24 protein-coding genes are annotated in these 24,476 nt (G+C 70.8%); 12 read left to right on the top strand and 12 right to left on the bottom strand.

The genetic code is table 11. The features are described from left to right. Positions 1–124 precede the first annotated feature (124 nt). Together ABZ794_RS03525 and ABZ794_RS03530 are read left to right on the top strand one after the other, a co-directional pair. On the top strand, positions 125–271 hold the full coding sequence (locus ABZ794_RS03525; RefSeq protein ID WP_167337290.1) for a hypothetical protein: 147 nt from the start codon (positions 125–127) through the stop codon (positions 269–271). A gap of 155 nt (positions 272–426) precedes the next feature. After that, a complete protein-coding gene (locus ABZ794_RS03530; RefSeq protein ID WP_357514003.1) occupies positions 427–2,466 on the top strand; it encodes a hypothetical protein in 2,040 nt (679 codons plus the stop codon). 100 nt (positions 2,467–2,566) lie between these two features. On the opposite strand, the gene ABZ794_RS03535 is transcribed toward ABZ794_RS03530, so the two are convergent. Genes ABZ794_RS03535 through ABZ794_RS03545 form a run of 3 tightly spaced genes read right to left on the bottom strand, consistent with a single transcriptional unit; the run spans position 2,567 to position 8,238 of the window. Then, positions 2,567–5,440: an FAD-binding and (Fe-S)-binding domain-containing protein gene (locus ABZ794_RS03535; protein ID WP_357514005.1), complete on the bottom strand. Its 2,874-nt coding sequence runs from the start codon at positions 5,438–5,440 to the stop codon at positions 2,567–2,569. A 24-nt stretch (positions 5,441–5,464) separates the two neighbouring features. After that, positions 5,465–6,661, bottom strand: coding sequence for an anhydro-N-acetylmuramic acid kinase (locus ABZ794_RS03540; protein ID WP_357514007.1), 1,197 nt, complete (start codon positions 6,659–6,661; stop codon positions 5,465–5,467). An 11-nt stretch (positions 6,662–6,672) separates the two neighbouring features. After that, positions 6,673–8,238: a sodium:solute symporter gene (locus ABZ794_RS03545; protein WP_357514008.1), complete on the bottom strand. Its 1,566-nt coding sequence runs from the start codon at positions 8,236–8,238 to the stop codon at positions 6,673–6,675. Positions 8,239–8,490: 252 nt separating this feature from the next. On the opposite strand from ABZ794_RS03545, the gene murQ reads away from it, so the two are divergent. Continuing rightward, positions 8,491–9,384 (top strand): N-acetylmuramic acid 6-phosphate etherase, encoded by an 894-nt coding sequence (murQ, locus tag ABZ794_RS03550; RefSeq protein WP_238667857.1) that lies wholly within the window; start codon positions 8,491–8,493, stop codon positions 9,382–9,384. 171 nt (positions 9,385–9,555) lie between these two features. Here the strand turns inward: murQ and ABZ794_RS03555 are convergent, their stop codons facing one another. The 4 genes from ABZ794_RS03555 to ABZ794_RS03570 all read right to left on the bottom strand — a co-directional run bounded on the left by ABZ794_RS03555 (position 9,556) and on the right by ABZ794_RS03570 (position 12,819). Next, a complete protein-coding gene (locus ABZ794_RS03555) occupies positions 9,556–9,840 on the bottom strand; it encodes a hypothetical protein (RefSeq protein ID WP_357514010.1) in 285 nt (94 codons plus the stop codon). A gap of 13 nt (positions 9,841–9,853) precedes the next feature. After that, positions 9,854–10,612: a hypothetical protein gene (locus ABZ794_RS03560; RefSeq protein ID WP_357514012.1), complete on the bottom strand. Its 759-nt coding sequence runs from the start codon at positions 10,610–10,612 to the stop codon at positions 9,854–9,856. A 227-nt stretch (positions 10,613–10,839) separates the two neighbouring features. Beyond that, positions 10,840–12,078, bottom strand: a complete 1,239-nt coding sequence (locus ABZ794_RS03565) for an MFS transporter (protein WP_357514014.1) — start codon at positions 12,076–12,078, stop codon at positions 10,840–10,842. Positions 12,079–12,153: 75 nt separating this feature from the next. Next, the gene (locus ABZ794_RS03570; protein ID WP_357514016.1) at positions 12,154–12,819 is read right to left on the bottom strand and encodes a DNA alkylation repair protein; all 666 of its coding nucleotides are present in this window, start codon (positions 12,817–12,819) and stop codon (positions 12,154–12,156) included. Between the two features lie 109 nt (positions 12,820–12,928). On the opposite strand from ABZ794_RS03570, the gene ABZ794_RS03575 reads away from it, so the two are divergent. Beyond that, entirely contained in the window at positions 12,929–13,642 is a 714-nt protein-coding gene (locus ABZ794_RS03575) for an alpha/beta hydrolase (protein WP_357514018.1), read from the top strand. Between the two features lie 154 nt (positions 13,643–13,796). On the opposite strand, the gene ABZ794_RS03580 is transcribed toward ABZ794_RS03575, so the two are convergent. Then, positions 13,797–15,674: an alpha/beta hydrolase-fold protein gene (locus tag ABZ794_RS03580; protein ID WP_357514019.1), complete on the bottom strand. Its 1,878-nt coding sequence runs from the start codon at positions 15,672–15,674 to the stop codon at positions 13,797–13,799. Between the two features lie 226 nt (positions 15,675–15,900). Here ABZ794_RS03580 and ABZ794_RS03585 point away from each other — a divergent pair, with 226 nt between their 5' ends. After that, on the top strand, positions 15,901–16,293 hold the full coding sequence (locus tag ABZ794_RS03585) for a nuclear transport factor 2 family protein (RefSeq protein ID WP_210781523.1): 393 nt from the start codon (positions 15,901–15,903) through the stop codon (positions 16,291–16,293). A 165-nt stretch (positions 16,294–16,458) separates the two neighbouring features. Further along, positions 16,459–17,058 carry an NAD(P)H:quinone oxidoreductase gene (gene wrbA, locus ABZ794_RS03590; protein WP_210781522.1) on the top strand — a complete coding sequence of 200 codons (600 nt, stop codon included), beginning with the start codon at positions 16,459–16,461 and terminating at the stop codon, positions 17,056–17,058. Positions 17,059–17,152: 94 nt separating this feature from the next. Here wrbA and ABZ794_RS03595 read toward each other — a convergent pair whose 3' ends face one another. After that, on the bottom strand, positions 17,153–17,755 hold the full coding sequence (locus ABZ794_RS03595; RefSeq protein WP_210781521.1) for a class I SAM-dependent methyltransferase: 603 nt from the start codon (positions 17,753–17,755) through the stop codon (positions 17,153–17,155). Between the two features lie 167 nt (positions 17,756–17,922). Between ABZ794_RS03595 and ABZ794_RS03600 the strand changes: the two genes are divergently transcribed. The 4 genes from ABZ794_RS03600 (at position 17,923) to ABZ794_RS03615 (ending at position 21,426) form a co-directional block, all read left to right on the top strand. After that, positions 17,923–18,759, top strand: coding sequence for an alpha/beta hydrolase (locus tag ABZ794_RS03600; RefSeq protein WP_210781520.1), 837 nt, complete (start codon positions 17,923–17,925; stop codon positions 18,757–18,759). Then, on the top strand, positions 18,752–19,342 hold the full coding sequence (locus tag ABZ794_RS03605; protein ID WP_357514022.1) for a WHG domain-containing protein: 591 nt from the start codon (positions 18,752–18,754) through the stop codon (positions 19,340–19,342). Before ABZ794_RS03600 ends, ABZ794_RS03605 begins: the two co-directional genes overlap by 8 nt. Before the next feature lie 98 nt (positions 19,343–19,440). After that, a complete protein-coding gene (locus tag ABZ794_RS03610) occupies positions 19,441–20,328 on the top strand; it encodes a helix-turn-helix transcriptional regulator (protein WP_357514024.1) in 888 nt (295 codons plus the stop codon). A 156-nt stretch (positions 20,329–20,484) separates the two neighbouring features. Further along, on the top strand, positions 20,485–21,426 hold the full coding sequence (locus ABZ794_RS03615) for a hypothetical protein (protein ID WP_357514026.1): 942 nt from the start codon (positions 20,485–20,487) through the stop codon (positions 21,424–21,426). Between the two features lie 129 nt (positions 21,427–21,555). Here ABZ794_RS03615 and ABZ794_RS03620 read toward each other — a convergent pair whose 3' ends face one another. Together ABZ794_RS03620 and ABZ794_RS03625 are read right to left on the bottom strand one after the other, a co-directional pair. Next, complete coding sequence (locus tag ABZ794_RS03620; RefSeq protein ID WP_210781516.1) at positions 21,556–21,942, bottom strand: hypothetical protein; 387 nt, start codon at positions 21,940–21,942, stop codon at positions 21,556–21,558. An 11-nt stretch (positions 21,943–21,953) separates the two neighbouring features. Further along, positions 21,954–22,382, bottom strand: a complete 429-nt coding sequence (locus ABZ794_RS03625; RefSeq protein ID WP_210781515.1) for a hypothetical protein — start codon at positions 22,380–22,382, stop codon at positions 21,954–21,956. 81 nt (positions 22,383–22,463) lie between these two features. Here ABZ794_RS03625 and ABZ794_RS03630 point away from each other — a divergent pair, with 81 nt between their 5' ends. After that, a complete protein-coding gene (locus tag ABZ794_RS03630; protein ID WP_357514029.1) occupies positions 22,464–23,081 on the top strand; it encodes a TetR/AcrR family transcriptional regulator in 618 nt (205 codons plus the stop codon). 121 nt (positions 23,082–23,202) lie between these two features. Next, positions 23,203–23,499 carry a chorismate mutase gene (locus ABZ794_RS03635; RefSeq protein WP_357514030.1) on the top strand — a complete coding sequence of 99 codons (297 nt, stop codon included), beginning with the start codon at positions 23,203–23,205 and terminating at the stop codon, positions 23,497–23,499. A gap of 37 nt (positions 23,500–23,536) precedes the next feature. Here ABZ794_RS03635 and ABZ794_RS03640 read toward each other — a convergent pair whose 3' ends face one another. Then, positions 23,537–24,379, bottom strand: a complete 843-nt coding sequence (locus ABZ794_RS03640; RefSeq protein WP_357514032.1) for an IclR family transcriptional regulator — start codon at positions 24,377–24,379, stop codon at positions 23,537–23,539. Positions 24,380–24,476: the final 97 nt, after the last annotated feature.

Genomic DNA, 24,476 nt, shown 5'->3' on the forward strand with positions numbered 1-24,476 from the left:
CGGACGATCCGCACGTACCACTGTGGGCCAAACCGTGATCGGAAGGAGGGTTTCCGAGATCACCCCTGGGGGCATCCCGGCGGATGAAGTCAGCCGCTCGTTTCCCCTGATCGAGGAGAGCACCATGTCGGTCCAGGCATTTCTCTACGTTGTCGCCGTCATCCTGATCGTGCTCGCTGCTCTGCCGCTGCCCACGAGGGGTGTCTCGCTCGCGCTTCTGGGCGCCGCCTGCGCCCTGCTCGCCTACGCCTGGCCGGTGATCACCGACTGATCTTCCGTCAGTCGTCGTCGATGCGGCCGGTGGCCGGCAGCCAGAGCGTGATCGGGCTGCCCGGCCACCGGCCGCGAGTTTGTTCGCTTGCTGAGTCTCTTTCATACGCGTAGGAAGAACACCACCCGTCGATCCGCCGTCCAGCGTCGAAGGAGATGCGTGTGACCACCTCCAGAGGGCTCCGTCTCGCCGTGTCCGTGCTGGTGGCAGCAGGCACCGTCCTGCTCGGCACGGCGGCCCCTGCCGCACCGCCAACGACTCCCGCCCCGGCCGGGCATCCGTCCTGCGACCCGATCGACCCGACCGCCTGCCTGCTGCCGTTTCCGAACGACTACTTCACAGTGCCGGACCGGAGCAGCGCCACCGGCAAGCGGGTGCGGTTCGCCGCCGCCGCGATGCCCGCCAACGTGCAGGGCACCCCGATCGACCCGACGGAGTGGAACCGGCAGGACGGGTTCAGTCCGGGCTCACCGATCCTGGTGCGCGTACCCGGTCTCGACGCCGCGGCGAGCGGGATCGCGCCGGTCACCGACATCGGCCGCTCGCTGGCGCCGAACGCGCCGATCGTGCTGCTCAACACCCGCACCGGTGAGCGCACGCCGTACTGGGCCGAGCTGGACGCGCACGCCGCCGGCCAGCCCGACCGGCAGCTGCTGATCATCCGGCCTGCGGTGGCGCTGACCGAGGGCACCCGCTACGTCGTCGGGTTGCGCGGTCTGCGGGACGGCAACGGGGCGTTGATTCCGGCGCCGAAGGCGTTCACGGCGTACGTGACGAGTGCCGGCCTCAGGCAGCGGGACGCTCGGGGAACGCAACTGAGGCGGATCGTCGCCGAGCTGAGCCGGACCGGCGTCAAGCGGCACAGCCTCTACCTGGCCTGGGACTTCACGGTGGCCAGCCGGCACGGGTTGACCGGGCGGATGCTGGCGGTCCGGGACGACGCGTTCGCCGACCTCGGCCGAGCCGCGCCGTCGGTCACCGTCAACATGGTCACCGACTATTCGCCGGAGCAGGATCCGCTGATCGCCCGGCAGGTGACCGGCACCATCGGCGTACCGTCCTATCTGACCGGCGACGGCGGGCCGGGCTCCCGCCTGCACTACGGGCCGGCCGGCGGCGCCGGGACGCCACCCACACCGAACGCAGTGCCCACGCCGTCCGGCGCGACGGTGGCGGCGGACTTCGTCTGCAACATTCCGCGCAGCGCCTCGGCCGCGCGGCCGGCTCATCTCTCGCTCTACGGCCACGGACTGCTCGGCCGACCGACCGAGATCAACGCCGGCAACGTCAGGACGATGTCGAACACCCACAACTTCACCTTCTGCGCGACCAGTTGGATCGGCATGGCCGCCGCCGACGTTCCCTTCGTGGCCAACGCTTTCACCGACCTCAGCGTCTTTCCCGCGGTGGCGGACCGGTTGCAGCAGAGTCTCCTGAACTTCCTCTTCCTGGGTCGCGCGATGATCCACCCGGCTGGGTTCGCCGCGCATCCGGCGTTTCGGGACGACACCGCCCGGCCGCTGATCAATCGCGTCGGTGGGCTGCACTACGACGGCAACAGCCAGGGCGGCATCAACGGAGGTGCCCTCACCGCCATCGCCCAGGACTGGACCCGGTCGGTGCTCGGCGTACCGGCGATGAACTACTCCACGCTGCTGCAACGCAGCGTGGACTTCGCGCCGTTCCAGACGGTGCTCGACGGCTACTACCCGGACACTGCCGACCAACAGCTGGTCCTCGCGCTGCTGCAGATGTTGTGGGACCGGTCCGAGGCCAACGGGTACGCCCAGCACATGACCGACCGGCCACTCCCGCGCACCCCGGCGCACCAGGTGCTGATGCACGTGGCCTTCGGCGACCAGCAGGTCTCGCCCGCCGCGGCGGAGGTGCAGGCGCGCACCATCGGCGCGCGCCTGCACACTCCCGCTCTCGCCGACGGCTGGTCGCTGGACGTGCGGCCGTACTGGGGCATCACGCCGATCCGCCGCTACCCGTACACCGGCTCGGCGATCGTGATCTGGAACAGCGGCGCGGCGTACGCGCCGCCCCCGACCAACCTCGCCCCGGCCGGACCGGAGTACGGCGACGATCCGCACGAGTTCCCCCGCGCCCAGGCCGGAGCCCAGAAACAGAAGGCGGTCTTCCTGCTCACCGGCAAGGTCGTCGACGTCTGCGGACGGACACCCTGCCCGTGACGCGAGACTCGGGACGAAGCGGGGCGCTGGCCGTGCCAGCGCCCCGCCGGGGAAACGCCGAGCCGGGTCAGCAGCGCACCTCGTGAGCAGGGACCGCCGGCTACGCCGGCGGCTCGACCGCCTCGACGAGCACCTCGAGCACATGCCGGTACGGCTGGCCGGTGGCCCGGCTCATGCCCATCTCGCAGGTGCGGTTGCAGGAGGCGTACGCGTCGTGGTCGCGCTCGTTGATCTCGGCGGCCTGCGCCGCGGTGGCGCCGGCGGTGACCTCGGGGTGCAGCAGCCCCCGGTCACCGGCGAAGGCGCAGCACCCCCAACTGTCCGGCACGGTGACGGTGTCGGCGACCGCCCCGGCCACCGCGCGCAGGTCGTCGATGCCGCCCAGGTGCACCGTGGAGCAGGTGGGGTGCAGGGCCAGCGAGCCCAGTCGCCGGGGCTGCGGCAGCGCCGGCAGGAGGTGCTCGGCGGTGAAGGTCACGCTGTCGACGAAGCGCAGCGCGCCGTACCGTGCCTGCTCCTCCACGGCCAGCGCGGCGGTCAGCTGTGTCAGCCCGTGCGTGCACGACGACGCGTCGCACACGACGGGCAGCCGGCCCTCGTCGCTGGCCGCCCAGAGCGCGGCCAGCGTCCGCTCGGCCATCTCACGGTGACCGGCGGGGTAACCCTTGGACTGCCACGGGGTTCCGCAGCACAGACCCGCCGTGCCGGTCGGTACGACGAGCGGCACCCCGGCCAGTTCGCAGAGGCGCAGGAACGCCGCCGCCGAACCGCCGGACGAGCCGTCCTCGGGTGCGAAGAGGCTGCCGACGCAGGCCGCGAAGAACACCGCCTGGGCGTCCGGCGTGCTGCGCGGGGTGGGGCGGGGCGCGCCGGCGCGCGGCATGTCCTCGCTCCACATTGGCACGAGTTCGGTGGCGCCGAGCCCACGGATCATCCCGGTGGCGGCCCGGGTCACCGGCGTCGGCACGGCGTGCGCGGCGGTCAGCCCCACCCGGACGCCAGTCACGGCAGCCTGCCAGTGCCGCGCGGCGGTGCGGGCGGTGCGCTGGGCGCGAGGGCTGTGCCGCTCGGCGCGCAGCCGTTTCATCGCCGCCCCGGTGTCGATGCCGACCGGGCAGGCGGTGACGCAGAGGCTGTCCGCGGCGCAGCTGTCCACCGCGGCGTACTCGTAGTCGGCGGTCAGCTCCCGGCGGCGCTCCTCGTCGCCGGCGGCGGTGGCGAGGGCGATCTGCCGTTGCAGGACGATGCGCTGCCGGGGCGTGGTGGTGACGTCGGCGGTGGGGCAGACCGGCTCGCAGTAGCCACACTCGACGCAGGCGTCCAGCTCGGGGTCGACCGTCGGGACGGCCTTGAGCTGCCGCAGGTGCACTGTCGGGTCGTCGTTGAGCAGCACACCGGGGTTGAGCAGACCGCTCGGGTCGCACAACCGCTTGAGTTCGCGCATCACGTCGTACAGCTCGTCGCCGTACTGCCGGCGGACGAAGGGCGCCATGGCCCGACCGGTGCCGTGCTCCGCCTTGAGTGTTCCCCCCTCGGCGAGCACCAGGTCGACCATGTCGTCGGTGAACCGGGCGTAGCGATCGATCTCGGCCGCGGTGTCGAAGGACTGGGTCAGCATGAAGTGCAGGTTGCCGTCCCGGGCGTGTCCGAAGATCACCGCGTCCGGGTAGCCGTGCCGGTCGAACAGGCGGATCAGCCCGTCGCAGGTGCCGGTCAGGCGTGGCATCGGCACCGCGACGTCCTCCAGCAGGGCCGTGGTGCCGGGCGGGCGGGCCCCCGCGACGGCGGTGTAGAGGCCCTTGCGCAGGTGCCAGAGGTTGGCCCGTTCGCGCGGGTCGCGGGTCAGCTCGGTGCCGGTGACGGCCGGCAGCCGGTCGAGCACGGGCCGGGCGTCGGCCAGCGTCGCGGCCAACTGCTCCGCGCTGTCCTCGGCGAACTCCACCAGCAGCGCGGCGTGCCCGACGACAGTCAACCCACGAAGGGCCGGGCTCACGCCCGGGTCGCGCTGGCTGACCCGCAGCGCGGCCGCGTCGAGCAGCTCGGCGGTACGGGCGCCGGCGGCGAGCAGGGCCGGCAGCGCGTCGGTGGCGTCGGTGAGACCGGGCAGGATCAGCAGGCCGGTGGCGGCGTGGTCGTGGATCTCGACGGTACGGAAGACGGCCTCGGCCACGAAGCCGAGCGTGCCCTCGCTGCCGATCATCAGGTGGGCGAGCATCTCGACCGGGGTGCTGTGGTCGAGCAGCGAGTTCAGCCCGTACCCCATGGTGTTCTTCATCGCGAACAGCCGCTCGATGATGGCGCGCGACCCCGGCGTCGATCGCACCCGGTCGCGCAGGCGCAGCAGCCCGGCGTGCAGCTCGGGCTCGTCGGCCCGCAGCCGGTCGTCGGCGTCGCGGGCGCCGGAGTCGACGACGGTGCCGGACGGCAGCACGAAGCGCAGCGACTCCATGGTGCGGTACGCGTTGTCGGTGGTGCCGCAGGTCATCCCGCTGGAATTGTTTGCCACCATGCCGCCCACCGTGCAGGCGGCCTCGCTGGCCGGGTCCGGGCCGAGTCGGCGTCGGTAGCGGGCCAGCCGGGCGTTGGCCTGCCGGATCGTCAGGCCCGGCTGGAGCCGGATGCGGCGGCCGTCGTCGAGGACCTCGGCGTGGCGCCAGTCGGTGCGGACGTCGACCAGCACGCCTGCGCCGCCGGCCTGCCCGGCGAGGCTGGTGCCGCCGCCGCGCAGGGTCAGCGGCACGCCGGCCTCCCGGGCGCCGGCCATCAACGCCCCCACCTCGGCGGCCGAGGCGGCGCGCACCACGGCCTGCGGCTCGAACAGGTACGGCGAGGCGTCGTGTGCCGCCGCCAGCCGCCGGGGCAGCTCGGCGCTGGCCCGGCTCGGATCATCGAGGCGCGCGCGTAGCAGCTCGGCGACCGCGCGGGCGCGAGCACCGGCCGCGGTCGGCGGTGGCACTGGTACGACGGGTCTCATCGGCGGATCCTCCCGGGAGCGTGGTCAGCCGGCCACCGGCGGCACGGCGGGGCGGCCGGCGATAAGCAGTCGGCGGGGAGCGGTGTTGGCCGGAGCCGGCAGCCGCAGCGGCTGCCGGCCGGGGGTGATGTTGCCGAGCACTGAGGCGTGCCGCGCACCGGTGCCCGAGCGCAGGGTGCCCGGCAGCCCGTGCACTGTCAGGTAGCCCAGCAGCGCGAAGGCCAGCGCCTCCTTGGCGTCCGACGCGACGCCCAGGTCGTCGCTGGAGGACAGCTCGACGCCGGGCAGCTCGTCGGTGATCATGCGCATCAGCGTCGGGTTGTGTGCGCCGCCGCCGGAGACGACGAGCCGGGTGACGCCGTGCTCACGGCAGGCGCCGGCCACAGTGACCGCCGTCAGCCGGGTGAGCGTGGCCAACACGTCCTGCGGGTCCGGTGTGGGCGCGTCGGCGAGGGCGGCGAGCAGGTAGGGCAGATGGAACAGCTCTTTCCCGGTGCTCTTCGGGCCGGGCAGCCGGTAGTACGGCTCATCGAGCAGCCGCCGAAGCAGGTCCGGGTTCACCTGCCCGGCGGCCGCCCCGCGCCCGTCCCGGTCGTACTCCTCGGTGCCCCCGCTGAAGTGGCGGGCGGCGGCGTCGAGGAGCGCGTTCGCCGGACCGGTGTCGAAGGCGAGCGGGTCGGCGTCCGGCGCGACGACGGTGATGTTGGCGATGCCGCCCAGGTTCAGCGCGGCCGGGACGCCGGGCAGGCCACCCAGCAGCAGTGCGTCGAAGAGGGCGACCAGGGGAGCGCCCTGGCCGCCGGCGGCCACGTCGCGGCTGCGCAGGTCGGCCACGACCGGAAGGCCGGTGGCCTCCGCCATCCAGGCCGGCTGACCCAGCTGGAGAGTGCCCCGGACCGTGCCCTCCTCGACCCAGTGGTGCATGGTCTGCCCGTGCGAGACGAGCAGGTCGGCATTGCCGTCGCACAGCTGGGCGAGGGCCTGCACGCCGGCCTCGGCGAAGGCCTGGCCGATGCCGGTGTCCAGCACGCAGATCGCCTCGGTGGTGGTCGCCACGGGCGGCAGGGCCGCGGCGATCTGCGTGCGCAACTCGTCGGAGTACGGGTGGCTGAGCCGGCCCAGCGGTCGCATCCGCACTGTTTCGCCGCTCATTTCGAACTCGGCCGCGGCGGCTTCGATGCCGTCGTAGGAGGTTCCGGACATCAGGCCGATCACGCGCATCACGTCCTCCTTCATGCCCGGCCGGCTGGCGCCGCCGCCACGTCGTCGTCGACCTCGTCGGTACGTCCATGGTCGTACGGCGTCTCCGGGGCCGGGTGGAACCGGCTGGACACCGCGCCGACGACCAGGGTGATCAGGACGCCGATCGGGACCAGCCACTGCGCGGCGATGGCGGTGGCGGTGGTGGTCCCGGCCGTCGTCACATCGATCTTGACGTAGCGCACGATGTAGGTCATCACCGCCACGGTGACCAGGAAGGCGATCACCGCGTCGACCTGGTTGGCCCGCTTGACGAGACGGCCGAGCAGGAATGCGCCGAGCAGCGCCCCGTAGGTGTAGCCGGCGATGGTCAAACCGGTCAGGTAGACGTTTCCGGTGCTGGAGCTGAACGCGCAGGCGAAGACCGCCATCAGCACCGCCCAGACCAGGGTCATCACCCGGGCGAGGCGGAGCATCGTGTCGTCGGAAGGGACCTTGCGGAAGAAGCTGTGGATGAAGTCGGCGACTGTGGAGTTCGACATCGAGTTCAGCGCCGAGGACAAAGAGCCCATCGCGGCGCCGAGGATGCCTGCCACCAGCAGACCCGAGATGCCCACCGGCAGGGCGTGCAGGATGAAGCTCGGGTAGAGGTTGTCGCTGCTGGCCAGGCCGAGTTCCTTGAAGGTCTGACCCTTGTTGTACGACCACAGCAGCGCGCCGACCAGGGAGAACGCCGCGAACTGGATCACCACGAAGATGCCCGAGGAGATCATCGCCTGCTGCCCCTCGCGCAGCGTGCGGGTCGACAGGATGCGCTGCACGATCAGCTGGTCCGACCCGTGGCTGGCCATCGCGAAGATCGCGCCACCGATGATCGCGGTCGGCAGGGCGAACGGGCTGGTGAGCACGTGCGAGAGGGCGAAGTTGGTGTCGAAGAGCTGGAACTTGCCGGCGTCCAGCGCCTGCGAGTAGCCGTCGAAGCCGACGGCGTGGCTGAGCACCGCGATGGCCAGGATCGCCCCACCCAGGTACAGCCCCATCTGGATGGCATCGGTCCAGATGACCGCCTTGATGCCACCGAGGTAGGTGTAGACCACAGTGATGAGCGTCAGCACGACGATGATGGCCTGATAGCCGACATTCAGCCCGAACTCGTCGAGAAGAAGCTTGATGGGGATGGCCGAGGCGAACAGCCGTACGCCCTCGGCGAGCAGGCGGGTGAAGACGAACGTCACCGACGCCAGGCCCTGAAGTTTCAGGCCAAACCGCTCACCGAGGTACTGGTAGGCGCTGACGAACCCACCCCGCTTGTAGAGCGGGATGAGCACCGCGGCCACGACGACCCGACCGATGACGTAGCCCAGGGCCAGCTCGACGTTGCCGAAGCCCTGACCGCTGTAGGCCCCGCCGGGAACACTGATCACGGTCAGGACGCTGGTCTCGGTGGCGACGACGGAGAACGAGACGGTCCACCAGGGCAGTCGACCCTCGCCAACGAAGTAGTCCTTGGCGGACTTCTGTTTACCGGACAGGCGTAGTCCGACGTAGGCGATCACCACGAGGTACAGCACGATCACGACGAGGTCGAGTTGACGCACGGCTCGCTCCCAACCAGCGGTTGTCAATAAGTGACGTTGACTCACCCTAACGCGAAACTTTTTGCCACCGCCCGTCCGGGCTGGTTACGCTGTGGTTTCAGCCTGCTGATACGGGGACTGTTCGCAGCTGCGCCCTCGGCCTGGCCGCGGCGGCGGGTCGCGAGGACACGCTCGACGGCGAGCCGCCGGGCGACCGGAGGACCTCTCCCCGCCGGCTGGCGACTGCACACCAGCGAGAGGAACGAGCACCCCGTGGACCTCAGCACCCTCGGCACCGAGACCCGCAACGACAAGACCGGCGACCTTGACCGGATGTCTCCCACCGAGTTGCTTCTCGCGATGAACGACGAGGACCAGACTGTCGCCGACGCCGTCCGCCGGGCCGTGCCGGACATCGCCGCCGCCGTCGACGTCATCGTGGCGTCGCTCCGCCAGGGCGGACGGCTGATCTACCTCGGCGCGGGCACCAGCGGCCGGATCGGCATGCTCGACGCCGTCGAGATCCCACCCACCTTCGGTACGACGCCCGAGCGGGTCGTCGGTCTGCTCGCCGGCGGGGCGCGAGCCTTCGGTGTCGCCGTCGAGGGCGCGGAGGACGACCCGACCCGCGCCGTCGCCGACCTGGACGCCGTCGGCCTGACCGCCCGCGACACGGTGGTCGGGCTCGCCGCCAGCGGCCGTACCCCGTACGTGGTCGGTGGGTTGGATCACGCCCGCGCGCTTGGCGCGGCGACCGTATCGGTGGCCTGCAACACCGACGCGGTGACCAGCCGGCACGCCGACGTCGCCATCGAGGTGCCCACCGGCCCCGAGGTGCTCACCGGCTCGACCCGGCTCAAGGCCGGCACCGCCGAGAAGCTGGTCTGCAACATGCTCTCCACCGCCACGATGGCCCGGCTCGGCAAGGTCTACGGCAATCTGATGGTGGACATGAACGCCACAAACGAGAAGCTCGTCGACCGGGCGCGTCGGATCGTCGCCGAGGCCGCCGACACCGACCTCGACACGGCCGCGCGGGCGCTCGCGGCGGCGCACGGGCACGCCAAGACGGCCATCGTGCTGCTGTTGGCGAACTGCACCGCCGAGGAGGCCGCGGCCCGGCTGCGCGCCGCCGACGACGACGTCCGGGCGGCCGTCGCTGCCTGATCCAGGGCTTCGCGGCGGCGTCTTGTCGGGGTCCGGGTGAGGGCGAGCGGTAGCTCGTCGTGGTGGTGGCGGCACGATGCCACCGCCCGACATCCTGATCGCACGGTGTCCGGAGCAGAAAGCCCGATTGACGAAGCGCCCCGTCCATTGCGGACGGGGCGCTTCGTGGTGTCAGTCGAGCTGGGTGCCCGGAACCGTTCGGTCCTCGTCCGCGTCGCCGTCGGGGGGACTGGCCAGCTCGATCCGGGGGGACCGATCCGGCGGGAGGTGGGCGAAGTCGGCGATGACGACGACATCCACCTCCCCGTCGATCATCGTCTGCTCGACGGTCTCCCACGGGGCCCGCATGATTCCTGCGAATCGGTAGGAGTGTTCGCGAAGGTGGCTGAGACACTTCGCGACGGCGGGCTCCGACGGCTCGATGTGGGCGGGAATCCAGATAACGGCGATTTCCATGAACCTCTCCTGATCAACGTCGTGGACGCGAGTGGGTGATCAGGAGGTGTCGGGGCGGGGGAGGACCCCGCTCGACGGGACGGCTGGAGGCGCGCATGTCGACGGCGGTGACGGTGAGCCCTGGCCGCAGCGGCGAGGCGGGCGGCGAAGCTTCTGCTGTTGACGTGGGTGGATCAGCGCCGCCGGCGCCGACGCCGGTCGGTGCGGACGCGAGCGCCAGCACGAACACCGGTGGCCCGGGTGCGCGACGGGCGGGCGGGTTGGGCCGCTGTCCGGTGACGGCGGTCATCGTCGCCTGGGCCGACGCCCGGCCGTCGGACGTGTCGCGAGCGCCGCTTCGGGTCACCGTCGCCGGTACACGCGTCGCGGGCGCCGGCCACGGCCGCGAGGCGACCCGTGCCACCGGGGATGCCGAGGCGGACGGTGCCCGTGTTGCCTGCGGCGACGACGACGGGGTGCCAGCCGGCCGACTCGGCCGGGCGGTGGAGGGCTTAGCCGGCGGCGTCGGCAGCGGAACGGCCGACGGCAGGGGGGCCGTCGACGGTAGGGGCAGCGGGTCCGTCGACGGTAGAGGCAGGGGCAGCGAGACGACAGCGGTCGGCAGGGGCAGGGGGACGGTCAGTTGCACCTCGACCACCTCGGCCACCGAAACCTTGATGGCCTCCGGCGAGGTGGCGACCTCCACCAGCGGGATACGCGACGGCGACGGGGTGTCGGCGTGGGCGGGGTTGGCACCCAGAGCCGCGCCGAGCGCCACCGCGCCGAGCGCCACCGGGGGGAGGCTGTGCCTCAGCCGCATCAGACGGAGGTCGCCAGCAGCGCGGACGCCAGGCCGGCCCGGTCCGGCTCACCGGTGCGGTGCCGTCGGCCGAGCTGTTGCCCCTCGTAGCCTGCCGTTCCCTCCATGTGCGGGTTCTTGCCCCGGGGGACCGGGAGCTACACCTTCTGTCGATATCTCCGGTGAGCGATGTGGACAGATCGGGAGCACACCCGACCGGGTCACACCCTCGCCTCGGTGGGTGTCGGCGTGGGATCGAGCGGCAGGTCGCGCAGCCGGCGGATCGGCGTCGACAGGTAGATGATCGGGGACAGTACGGTGAGCGCCCCGAAGACCAGCAGTGTGGTACGGGCGCCGAGGGGCCCGGCCAGGATGCCGGCGAGCAGGCCGCCGACCGGGATGGCGCCCCAGGAGACGAACTTGACCGTGGCGATCACCCGGGACAGCAGCTCCGGTGGGCTGGCGAGCATCCGGTAGGTGCGGGTGGTCACGCTGAGCACCACAGTGGAGCCGGCGAAGATGATGTTTCCGATGGCGAAGGCCAGAAACGCGGCGGTGCCGGTGCCCAACGGGATGATGAGCGCGCCGGCCACACCGACGAAGGCCGCGATGATCAGCCCGCGTGCGGTGCCGAACCGGTCGGTGAACCGGGTCGTCAACGCCGCGCCGATGAGCGTGCCGAGGCCGTCGGTGGCGATCAGCAGCCCGACCATGAGCGGCGACGCGTGCAGCTCACGCACCAGGTAGAAGGGGAACAGGGCGAGCATGGCGCCGTTGACGAAGTTCGTCGCGGTGGCGTCCCACATGGCCGGTCCGATGATCGGGTGCCGGAGCGCGAAGTGCCAGCCCTCGCGGATCATCGTGATCATCGGTGGCCGTTCGGCCGGTCGCTGCACCCGCCGGGCCGGAAGGGTGCGCAGCAGCGTGGCGGAGAGCAGGTAGCTGACGGCGTCCACGAACAGCGTCGGCACCGCACCCAGCAACTGCACCGCGAGACCGCCCAGGGATGGCCCGCCCAGCGCGGTGGCGGCGTGCGTGCCGGAGGTGAGGCTGTTGCGGGCCTGCAACTGCGCGGCCGGCACGATCTCCGGCAGGAAGGTCTGGTTCGCCACGTCGAACAGCACGTTGGCGAAGCTCACGACCAGGGCGACCGCGATCAGCTGGGCCACCGTCAGCATGTCGAACCACCAGGCCAGCGGGACCGACGCGATGGCGAGGGCCCGGACCAGATCCAGGGCGACCTGCATGCCGCGCAGCGGCAGGCGCTGCACGATCACGCCCGCCGGCAGGCTGATCAGAAGGTACGCCAGATAGCCCGCCGCCGTGACCAGACCCAGCTCGAAGGCCGACGCGTGAAGCACGGTCAGCGCGGTCAACGGTAGGGCCAGCGCGCCGACCGCCGAGCCGAGTTGGCTGGTCGTGCCGGCGACCCACCACCGCCAGAACGTAGTAAGTCCCATAATGGAACTCACTATAGGGGCGCGCGGGAGAGGGCGTCGACCCCGCCGATGCGGGCTCGACCGAGAACCGGCTGCCTATCCCGCTCGGCGCACCATTTCGCCGATCCAGGTGGGCGCGAACGGAGACGTGCAGCCAGGGGAGGTGGGGTAGTCCTTGAGCACCTCAAGGCGTTCGCCGATGTCGGTCGCCCGTTCGCGGTGCTCGGCGTGCTCGATGCCGATCTGCGCCAGGCAGTGGTTCATCGCCCACTGCAGGCGATCCGGCGCGTCCCTCATCTCGGTCTCGATCACATCGAGCAGTCCCGGGAGGTCGAGACTCTCGGGCTTCTTCGTCACGCGTTCGGTGGTCAGCGCCCAGCCGGCACTCGCGACCACGGGATCCGGGTCGGCGAACCAGGCCAACCGCAGCTCCTCGGAGTGCGGACTCTTCTTCACCACGTAGTTCACGAGCCAGTCGTGCACCTTAGGGGCGCGCGCCTCGCGCACCATGACGTCCAACTCGTCCCGCTCGAACGCCCTGGGACGGCAGATCAGGATTGCCAGCAGCCGCGCCGAGGCCCCGCCCGTCGCCCAGAGCTGGCGCGCGAGATCGTGCTGCGTCTTCAGTCGCTTCGCCAGCGCCCGAAGCGCACCGAGGTGCACACCATGATCGTCGCCGTGTCTGGCGTTCACCTCCAGTGCCTTCGGGTCCTCCAGCGCGGCCAGTTCGGCCGTCACCTCGGCCAGCGTCGTCATAGCCATCGCAGCCTCCTGCTCATCGGGTCGGACGTTTCACACTCGCGTAACGGGTATCCAGGCGTACCAGCGCGACCGGCGGTGAACAGCTTCACGGAGTGAGGGGGCACCTGTCATGCCTGATCCACAGCCCACCATCGTGCTCGTGCACGGCGCGTTCGCCGAGTCGGCGAGCTGGAACGGTGTCCTCGAGCGGCTGGGCGCCGGGTACGACTCGGTGGCCGTCGCGAACCCGCTGCGGAGCGTGGCGGGCGACGCCGCGTACGTGCGGGATGTCGTGCGCGGGATCGGCGGTCCTGTCGTCCTCGTCGGCCACTCGTACGGCGGCATGGTGATCACGCAGGCCGCAGCCGGCGACACCTCGGTGCGGGCCCTCGTGTACGTGAACGCCTTCGCCCCGGACACCGGTGAGTCGGCGCTGACACTGTCCGCGAAGTTCCCCGGCAGTACCCTCGCCGACACGCTGGTGCAGTACCCGGTGTCGAGCGGTGGGAACGAGGTGGCGATCGGCCAGGACCAGTACCACGAGCAGTTCTGCGCGGACGCGACGGACGACATGGCCGCGCTGATGGCCCGGACCCAGCGGCCGATCACCGAACAGGGCCTGGGCGACAAGCTCACCGGCGACCCCGCCTGGCGGTCGCTGCCCAGTTGGTTCGTGTTCGGGGACGCTGACAAGAACATCCCCGCCGAGGTGCACCGGTTCATGGCCGAACGGGCCAACCCCCGGGGGCAGCGCGAGGTGGTCGGCGGCTCGCACGCGATGGCGGTGGCCCGGCCGAGCGAGGTCGCCGAGACGATCATCGAGGCGGTTCGGGGCGTGAGCTGACGGTCCGGACGGACAACTGGCGGTGGGGGCGGGCCCCGGGGGGGCGGGGCCCCCCCCGCCCGCGGGGGGGGGGGGGGGGGGGGCGCGCGGGGGCCCGCGCTCCGGGGGGGGGGGGGCGCCGCCGGGGGGCCCCCCCCCCACCCCTGCCTGCTGGCTACCGAACCCGCAACCGCTGGTGGACCGCAGCGTTGGGGGCGTGGACCCTGTCACCGGAGTAGGCGACGTGCATCGGGTACACCCCCGCGGGCAGCCCGCCGGTCGGCAGTTCGACGACGGTCGCGCCACCACGGAGCGGAACCACCTGGGTGGTACCGCCGAAGGTGACGGCGACCTCGCCGGTCACCTTCGGAGCCTTCCGGTGCGGAGACTGTGCCCGTACGCCGACGGTCAGCGTGAACGTGTCACCGCTGACGACCGAGGCTGGCGTGGCCTTCGCCTTCACCGCGACCCGGGCCGGGCCCGGAGGCGTCAGGGTGACCTGGGCGGAGCGTGACTTGCTCGGATCGACCACTGACGTCACCACGACGGTGAGCGACGACGCGGTCTCCGCGGCGGCGACCGAGAGCAGGCCCTCCGCGGAGATGCTGGTGCCGGTGGAGGTCGCTCCCTGGACCGACCACGTCACCGCCGGGCTCACACCCTCGTTGGCCGTCACCTGGGCGGTGAACCGCCTGGCCCAGTTCCAGCCCTTCGTCAGGTTAACCGTCGCGGGCGTCACCGACACGGAGTCGACCCCCGACCACAGGTGGTCCCGGGCGAAGATCGTGAACAGCTGGCCCGCCGTCATTCCGTCGTGCGCGCCGGGGACCTGGGTCGTCGCGGCGGCGTATCCCCGGGCCCGGAAGTTGTCCGCGATGGCGTTCTGGGCGTTGAGGCTGCCCTCGAAGATGCCATTGCCGAGGAAGACGGAGAGGTCGTCGTCCCCGACCGCGTTCGCGATGGTGTCGTAGTCCTGGCTGGTGAGCGACGGGTTGCCGGAGAAGTGTCCGTAGAACGCGAAGGTGCTCGGGTAGTTCTTGATGACGACGCCGCCCGTCATCCCGCCGTACGAGAACCCGGCGTAGGCCCGCCCGGAGCGCTCGGTCGAGACGTTGTAGCTGCGCTCGATGAGGGGCAGGATCGTCTGGACCAGGTTGTTGGCCGCGTTGGTCTGGTTGTAGGAGGCGAAGCCGAGGCTGGTGCCCGTGAAGTGGTTGCCCATGGTGACAACCACCGTCGGCTCGATCTCACCCCTGGCCGTCATGTTGTCCAGGATGTTCGGGACGTTCGCGGGGACCATGAAGTCGGTCTCGTCGCCGAAGATGCCGTGGGCGAGGTACGCGACCTTGTACGGCTCCGCCCGGTTGGCGTCGTAGTTGGCCGGCAGGTAGACGCCGAGGTAGTGGCCGCTGTCGCCCAGGATCGTGGTGTACGGGACGTACCGGACGGTTCCCCGCTTCGCGCGGTCGGCCACCGGCAACTCGTAGTCCGCACGCGCCTTCAGCACCGGGTCGTTCTGCTTCTTGGCGTACGGCACGTGCACGGCGTCGAGCACGTCGTTGTTCCTGACCCGGAACGAGGACTCGCCTGGCGGCCGAGGGTTCGTCGAGGCGGGGTCCCAGATGCGCTTGTTCTCCCAGCCCTGCGTCGGGTCCCAGACCCGGTACCAGTAGCTGAGTCCCCCGGCGTGCAGCGGGATCGAGACCGACCAGTTTCCCTTCGGGTCCCTGGTCATGTCCCGGAGGAACTCGGTGCCGCCCGCGTGGTAGCGCCCCGTTTGCCACTCTTGCGGCTGGTAGCGCGTGGTGCCGGTGGCGACGTCGAGCAGGGTCAGGTCCCCGGCGAGGCGGACCTGGGTGGCGTCGGGGTTGCGGTAGACGAACGTGACTGTGTACCCGGTCGGTGAGGTGCGGTCCGCCTTGACCGTCGCACCCGGCACGGGCCGGCCGGCGGCGGCAGCCGGCGCGGGGACGACGGCCCCCGCACCGAGTGCCGTGAGCGCGAGAATCGAGATCGCAAGCCGGAGCCCGCGTCTTCCGGTCGTTTCCCTCATGCGCGAAGACTCCTTTGTGGTGGTCGCTCGTCGCGGTCTGGTCCAGTGCTGGGAGTTGAGGGCTTCGATGGTCGCTAAATCGAATTAGCATCGGGAGTGTGGCTGGCTACACCTTTCGATGTCAAGGGTGTCCGGAGCTGAGGCCGGCCAGCGCATCAATGGGCCCACCACCTGCGGCCTGCGGGTTTTCCCAGCTGGGCGCCGCTCGGATGGCAGGGTGTTGGCCATGGACAGGAAGCACGTCGAGGATTGGCTGGCCACCTACGAGCGGCTTTGGCGGACCCCGGGCACTGACGCGCTGGTCACGCTCTTCACCGAGGACGCGAGCTATCAGCAGGGCCCGTACTGGACCCCCGTCGTCGGCCTGCCGGCCATCGCCCGGATGTGGGAGAAGCAGCGCAAGGGCCCCGACGAGGTGTTCCAGCTGACCACGGAGATCGTCGCGGTCGAGGGCGACACCGCCGTGTCGCGCCAGGAGGTCCGCTACGGCGACCCGGTCGACCAGGAGTACCGCGACCTGTGGGTCATGCGATTCGCCGACGACGGACGGTGCCGCTCATTCGAGGAGTGGCCGTTCTGGCCGGGGCAGCAGCCCGCCGACCCCCCGGACGGGTCGTGACCCGAGGAACCCGACGGCGGCAACAGTTCCCGCTCCGCCTGGTGTGCTCCGTCACGCAGGTGGGCATGGTCAGGACGTTGGGGCGCCGCGGGGGCGGCTGCTACAGTCGAGATTGTTGCGGCCGCAAATTTATCAGCGGCAACTACTTTGGGAAGGATACCTCCGATGACCAAGCTCTCCGTCATCTACTACTCGTCCACCGGAACCCTCCACGCCATGGCCAAGCGCCTCGCCGAGGCCGGCGAGAAGGCGGGCGCCGAGGTGCGGCTGCGTCAGGTTCCGGAGCTCGCCCCGGCCGAGGCCATCGCCTCCAACGCCGCCTGGAGCCAGCACTTCGACTCCACGAAGAACGAGCCGAAGGCGACCGCCGACGACGTCGTCTGGGCGGATGCGGTGCTGTTCGGCACGCCCACCCGTTACGGCAACGTGGCCAGCCAGCTCAAGCAGTTCATCGACACCCTCGGCCCGCAGTGGGCGCAGGGCCTGCTCGCCGACAAGGTGTACGCCGGCTTCACCGCCTCCATGACCGCGCACGGCGGCCAGGAGTCGACGCTTCTCGCGCTCTACAACACCGTCCACCACTTCGGCGGTCTGGTCGTCGCCCCGGGCTACACCGACCCGCTGAAGTTCGCCGACGGCAACCCGTACGGCGTCTCGCACGTCACCGGCGGAAGCAACGACGCCCCGCTGGGCGACGCCCAGTTCGCTGCCCTCGACCACCTGGCCGAGCGGGTCGTCAAGATCGCCGGCAAGCTCAGCGCCTGATCGCGCTGGCGCCGTAACGGACGCCCGCGTCGACGCGGGTGCTCAGCTGGGCGAGGGCCGGCCTCCCACCACGGGAGGCCGGCCCTCGGCGTCCTCACACCGCGATCGCCGCGACGGCGGCAAGCAGCCGATGTTCGTCGGTGCCGGGCCGCCGGAGGCGTTCGACCTCCCGGAAACCGGCCCGGCCGAGTCGTTCGGAGATCTCGTCGACCGGCCAGCGGTAGGCGGTCAGGACCTTGTGGTCGAAGGCGCCGACCTCCTCGGCGTCGAAGACGCCCAGGACCAACCGTCCGTCCGGGACCAGCACCCGCCGGAACTCCTTGAGCATGCCGTCGAACTCCGGCGGCGGAAGGTGAATCAACGAGTACCAGGCCAGGATGCCGTCGATCGAGTCGTCGGCCACGTCGAGGCGTTCCATCGAACCGATGTGGAACTCGACGCCCGGGTGGGACGCCCGCGCATGCGCGATGAACTCGGGGACCAGGTCGATCCCCGCTGCGTCGACGCCCAGCTCACGAAGGTAGCCGGTGAGGTGGCCAGGCCCGCACCCCAGATCGAGCACCCGGCCGGGCCGGCTGCCCAGGTGTCGCCTGATGAGGGCGAGGTCGTCGGTGTCCACCTGCTGGCTCGTGCCGAACAGCTCGATGTAGAGCTCCGCGACGGACGTGTAAGCCTGCCGCACCGTGTCCGTTTCCATCGCGGCACTATACGGGTCACCAGGCCTTGCCGAGGCGGCCTCCGCCCCTGACGCCCTCTATCCCCAGCTCGGCCTGGGCGGAGGGACGTAGCGGCGACCGGCGTTTGCCAGCTGTGGCTAATGCGGTTAGCCTTTAGCTAATCACGTTAGCTTCCATGGAGGACGTCATGACCGAATACCTGGACATTGCCGGCAACACCATCGCCTACGAGGTGACCGGACAGGGCCCACTGGTCGTCCTGGCGCACGGCATGGGCGACAGCCGACACTCCTACCGGTTCGTCGCTCCGGCCCTGGTCGCGGCCGGATACCGGGTCGCCAACGTCGACATCCGTGGCTGCGGCGACTCCAGCCTGGGCTGGGACGGCTACAGCCGCACCGACATCGCTGGTGATCTCGTCGCCGTCGTGCGCCACCTCGGCGGGCCGGCCGTGATCATCGGCCAGTCGATCAGCGGGGGTGCCGCGACCATCGCGGCCGCCACCGCGCCCGAGCTGATCGTCGGCGCCATCGAGCTGGCGCCGTTCACCCGCGCACAGTCCTTCGACCTTGGCGGGTTGGTGCGGGTGAAGCGCTTCCGGGCCGGCTACCTCCAACTGGCGCAGGTGCTCCTGCGGGGCAGCCTGGCGAACTGGCGTAGGTACCTCGACGTGGCGATCCCCACCAAGCCCGCCGACTGGCACAGCGAGCTGGCACGTATCGAGGCCACGATGAGTGAGCCCGGCCGGATGAAGGTCCTCCAGGCCATGGCCAAGACCAGCCCGGGCGACGCCGGGCGGCAACTGCCCAACGTCACCTGCCCGGTCCTGGTGATTCAGGGCAGCGCCGACCCGGACTGGGCCGACCCGCGGGCCGAGGGTGAGCGCATCATCGCCGACCTGCCGCGAGGGCTCGGCGAGCTGGCTGTCATCGAGGGCGCCGGCCACTACCCGCACGTCCAGACGCCCGACCAGGTCGTCGCCCTGGCCCTGCCCTTCCTCGCCCGGACGCTGACCAATGCCTAAGGCCCGGCTCACGCCGGCGTCGGTCACCGAGGCCGGGGCCGAGCTGGTCGACGAGGTCGGCTTCGACAACCTCAGCATGGGTCTGCTCGCCGAACGGCTGGGGGTCAAGACCCCCTCGCTCTACAAGCACGTCGCCAGCCAGGCCGAGCTGGCGCACCGGATCGCCGTCCTGGCCATGACCGAGGCCGGCGATGCCATCCGCGACGCCATTCAGGGCCGGTCCGGCAGCGATGCCCTCGCCGCGGGCGCGCAGGCGATGCGGACGTACGTGCGGGAACACCCCGGCCGGTACGCGGCCGCCAACGCCACCCGCCCGACCGGCCCCGACGACCCGTTCATCCCGGCCAGCGAGCGAGTGCTGGCCTCCTGGGCGGCCATGCTGAGCGGGTACGACCTGGACCCCGGCCAAAAGATCCACGCCATGCGGACGCTGCGCAGCGTCCTGCACGGGTTCGCCACCCTGGAGACGGCTGGTGGGTTCCAGATCGACGCGTCCGTCGACGACAGCTTCACCTGGTTGGTCAACTTCATCGATCAGGGCCTTCGCGCCGGTGCCGCCAGCGGCAGCGACGCCGCCCGCTGACACCGGGTCGCCTCGACCCGTACCGGCTGCCTCGCCGCGCGGTGCCTACCCCTGGCAGGGAGTGGTTGGGGCCGGCAGGGCTCGCAATACTTCGAGGCATGAACGCGAGAGGACAACTCGGCGACTTCCTCCAGGCCCGGCGCTCCCAGCTGCGGCCGGAGGACACCGGCGTGCCGACGTACGGTGAGCGGCGCCGGGTTCGAGGGCTGCGCCGGGAGGAGTTGGCCCTGCTGGCCGGGGTGAGCGTCTCGTACTACACCCGGTTGGAGCAGGGGCAGGCCGTGAACGCCTCACCCGAGGTGCTCGACGCGCTTGCCAGGGCACTGCGACTCGACGACGCGGAACGCCGCCATCTGGGCGAGCTGGCGGCCGGAACCCGCCGTCGGCCCGCCGTCCGTCGCCCGGCCCCGGAACGGGTGAGCCCGGCGGTACGCCAGCTCCTCGCGACGCTTGGTGACGTACCCGTGGTGGTGCTCGGTCGCCGCGCCGACGTGCTGGCCTGGAACACCGCCGGTCACGCCCTGTTCGCCGGCCACCTGAACCCGGAGATCCCGCAGCGGCCGAACCAGTACCCGAACATGGCACGACTGGTGTTCCTGGACGCGCACACCCGTGACCTGTACGCGGACTGGCCCGCCAAGGCCCGCGCGGTGGTGGCGACGCTGCGGATGGCTTCCGGGCAGCACCCGGACGACCCGCTGATGGCCGCGCTGGTCGGTGAGCTGACGATGCGGAGTCCGCAGTTCGCCGCCATGTGGGCCGATCACCGGGTGAAGGTCGGCGGCGACACCGTCTACCGGATGTGTCACCCGCTGGTCGGTGCGATGGACGTGACACAGCAGACCCTGCGTATCGAGGACGGCCAGACCGTTGTCGTCGCCACCACCGAACCCGGCTCGGCATCTCACGCCGCGATGACGCTGCTCGTACACGGCGTCGTCACCACCCGTGCCGGTGCTCCACAGCCGCTCGTCAGGCGCGAATAGCGCCGTCCCCATCGGCTCGACACGAGGTGCTCCGCAAGGAGCGCCGGACCCGTCGCGCCCTTTTCAAGCCCACCAACAACACAGTGAGTAAGGACAGAAATGCGCAAGAGAACGATGACCCTCGCAGTCGCTGTCGCAGCAGCGGGGATCGGCGTCGTGACGGTCGTACCGTCAGGCGCCGCACCGGCCGCCACCGCCAGGCCCCTCACCGTCGGGGCGCCCCGAGCGTCGGCCGCGCCGGTGCCCGCACGGATCGCGGTCCACTTCGACCTGTCGAAGGGGCAGTTGCCGGAGAACGTCGCGCTCGGCCCGGACGGCACCGCCTACGTCACCTTCGCGGCCGCCCGGCAGGTCGCCGCGGTCAGCCCGTCCGGCGGGACGCGGATCCTGGCGACTCTGCCGGCCCCGGCCGATGGCGGCGTCAACACGCCGGTGCTCGCGTTCGCGCTGACCACGGGCATCGTCCGAATGAATGACGGCACCCTCTACTTCCTCTACGCGAGCGGCGATGCCACCACCACGGGGCTGTACCGGCTGCGTCCCGGCCGGTCCCCGCACCGCATCGCGGCCCTGCCGTCAGACGGGCTCCCCAACGGCCTGGCGTTCGAGGCGGACACGAAGAGGTTCTACCTCACGGACTCGGTGCTCGGCACGATCTCGACCGTTCCCCTGGAAGGCGGCAGCGCCGAGGTTTGGTCCTCGGCACCCGAGCTCGCCGCGACGGGCTTCCTCGGTGCCAACGGCATCAAGGTACGTGCCGGTGCGGCCTGGGCGACCAACCTCGACCAGGGCACGCTGCTGCGCATTCCGTTGCGGCACGGCCGACCCGGGCCGGTCCGGGTGGCGGCGACCGGGCTGGTCGGCATCGACGACTTCGCCTTCGTCGGTGACCACCAGGTCGTCGCCACACTGAACGGACCGAACGCAGTGGTGAGCATCGACGCGGCCGGCCGTTCCCGAACGCTGATGACCGCCGCCGACGGGTTGCAGAACCCGACCTCGGTGGCCGTGCGGGGCCGCACCGTCTACGTGCTCAGTGCCGCATACGCCACCGGCGTCGACCCCAACCTGGTGCTGGCCACCCTGCCGCTCCGCTGACCCACCACTCCTTTGTGGAGCAGTGAGGCCACGTTCCCTCGATACTGAGCGCTCGGATCGCCCGCCACCGTCGGATGACGGCGACGGGCGATCCGGCGCTCCCGCCCAGGCGGGGGAGAAGCGCATCGGTCACGGCGCGGCCCGGAAGTGCGGCCGCTCGCTCGACGTCCCGTCGGGCCTGCTCGGGCGTCGATGGCAGAGGTGGAAGGCAGTTGCCGCGGCCAGCGCGGCCACTACGATCAGCGCGGCGAAGAGCGGGTGCATGTCCTTGGAAAGGCTCGGGGCGCGGTCGGGCCCGATGGCCCAGAGGATCAGCGGCGTGGCGTACGCGGTGGTGAGAGCGATGGTCCAGCGGCGCAGCCCGCGTAGGTGGGCATGCCGCAGGCTGACGGTCAGCGCAAGGACCACCGGGACGATGGCCAGCATGGCGAACTGGCCGACGACCAGGACCGGGACCGCCCAGATCGAGATGATGACGGTCCGGTCGACGCGCCGGCGAGGCGAGGTGGGGGGCATCGTCGCCTCCGTCATCGGGTCGGGTTGGTGGTGGCGGGACGCCACGCCGACCAGCCGCGGCACAGCACGTAGGCAGCCGCGACGACGGCGACGAGCCCGAAGTCGATGATGGCGGAGAGGCGCGCCTCGGGGACGTCTCCGATCAGCGCGCCGAACACGACGAGCGCGGCCTTGCCGACGAGCACGATCTCCCAGACACCGGCCGCCTGACGGGGCCTTACCGCGAGCAGGGCGAAGAGCGCGGCGAAGATGCCGAAGCTGGAAACTCGCCAGCCTTCGACGAACAGGCGGTCGTCGCTGGCGTTGATGGTCAGGAGCACGCCGTTGACGAACGCGACGCCGGTGGCGAGGGACGCGAGGGCCGCCAGCCCACGGCCGACGAGGTCTGCGCGGCGGGCGGGGGCGGCGAGGCCGATTCGGGTAGCTGTTGCGGTGGTCATGAGGAGCCTCATCTCCAGGAAACGGATGTGAACTTACAGGCGTTAACTTACGCTCTCGCCTAACGCCTGTAAAGTCATGGCGTGACCTCACCGAGAACACGGGCCCGCAACAAGCGCGGCGAAGGTGCTCAGCTGCGCGACGAGATCGTCGACGCCGCGATGGCGCTCCTGCAGGACGGCACGCCGCAGAACGTGACCCTGCGGGGGATCGCCCGACAGGCCGGCATCTCCGCGCCATCGATCTATCCGCACTTTCCGGACCTGGACTCGATCCTGCTCGCTGTCGCGCAACGCGCGTTCGGAATCCTGGAGCAGGAGCTGAGCGCGCCCGATGACGCGGATCCGGTCGAGCGCCTGCGCGCGATCTGCGCTGCCTACCTGACCTTCGCCGAACGCCGGCCCCACCAGTACCGGGTGATGTTCGGTGCCGTCTGGGACGCCGGGCAGGCCCTTGAGCGGGTCCCGGCCATGGCGGACGATCTCACAGTGCTCGGGATGGGAGCCTTCGAGGTCTTCCGGCGTACGCTCGCCGACTGCGTCGCGGCGGGACGATCGACGAGTGTGGACCCCTTCGGCGACGCGGCGGCGCTCTGGGTCGGGCTGCACGGATTCGCCCAGCTCCAGGTGGCGGCGCCGTTGTTCCCGTGGCCGCCGGGGCTGCTCGACTCCATCATCGACCGGATGACGCTGCTGCGCTGACCGGACGGCTCAGGCGTAGGCGGGCAGGAAGTCGTCCGTGCCCGTGCTGCCGGGTTGACCGGCCGAAACGGGCAGGCGAGCGGGTCACCTGATCGCGTCGCCCTCATGGGACGATTCCGGCGTGGCAGAGACTGCGGCGACGCTGACCGAGATCCGCGCACGGATCGACGAGCTGGATCGGGAGTTGGTCGGGTTGCTCGCCCGGCGGGAGGCGCTGGTCCGGCAGGCCGCCCCGCTCAAGAGCGACGCTCAGGCGGTCCGTGCGCCGGACCGGGTGGCGCAGGTGGTGGCCCGGGTCCGCACGTTGGCCAGCGAGGCCAGCGCCGACCCGGATCTGATCGAACGGATCTACCGGGGCATGATCCAGGCCTTCATCGCCATGGAGACCGACGAGCACCGTCGCGTCACCGGCGGGTAGGCGTCGAGAGTGCGGTGATCGCCCGGGACGTGCGCGCTCAGGTCGCGGAGCGGCTCTCACCGTCCGGGCTCGCCAGGGCGGGCGGCGCGTAGCCGAGTTCGTACGAGATCTTGTTGGCGGTCTCCAGGAGCAGCGGAAGGTTGCTCTTGAGCTGGTCGAGGCTTGCGATGACCTCGATCGCCGTGATCGAGGCGGCGGCGATGACCTTTCCCCGCGAGTCCCTGATCGGCGCGGCCACGCACATCACGTAGGCGTCGTGCTCGCCGTTGTCCATGGCCCAGCCGCAGTCGTGGATGCGGGCGAGTTCGGCTTCCAGGGCGTCGTGGTCGGTGAAGGTGGTGTCGGTGAATTTCTCGAAGACGACGTGGGAGAGAAGGCGGTCGCGTTCCTGCCGGGGGAGGTAGGCCAGGATCGTCTTGCCCACAGCGCTCGCGTAGATGGACACCGCGCGTCCCACCCGCGAGGGCAGCTTGACGGCGTCGAAGGCCGGGCTGTCCACCTTGTCGATATAGATGATCTCGTCGCCGGTCAGTTGCGCCAGGTGTACGGTGTGGCCGGTCGCGCGTTGCAGCGCACGCAGGTGTGCGGCCGCGGGCTGGCGGAGGTCCATCGAGCCGAGCGCGAGCTCGGACAGCTCGATCAGGCCGCTGCCGAGCACGTAGGTGCCCGCGCCGGTGCGGCGGACGAAGCGCGCGGACTCCAGTGTCTGCAGGATGCGCAGGGCTGTGGACTTGTGGACGCCGAGCACGTCCGCAGCCTCCGTAAGGGACAGCGGGTGCTCCGCGGATCGACGGATGAGGTCGATCGCGCGGCGGATTGATTGCGCCAAGGCTGTGTCTCCCCTCGCGCGACGGGCAACGCCGTCGCTCTCATTGCACATTATGCAATATAGATGACGCGATGCGCAATCGCCACTTGACACCGTTGCACATGGCGCTACGATCGTTGCAATTTCATCGGCTTGACGCCAACTCGTA

Source organism: Micromonospora sp. NPDC047187 (assembly GCF_040643355.1).
In the GTDB taxonomy this organism is placed as follows: domain Bacteria; phylum Actinomycetota; class Actinomycetes; order Mycobacteriales; family Micromonosporaceae; genus Micromonospora; species Micromonospora salmantinae.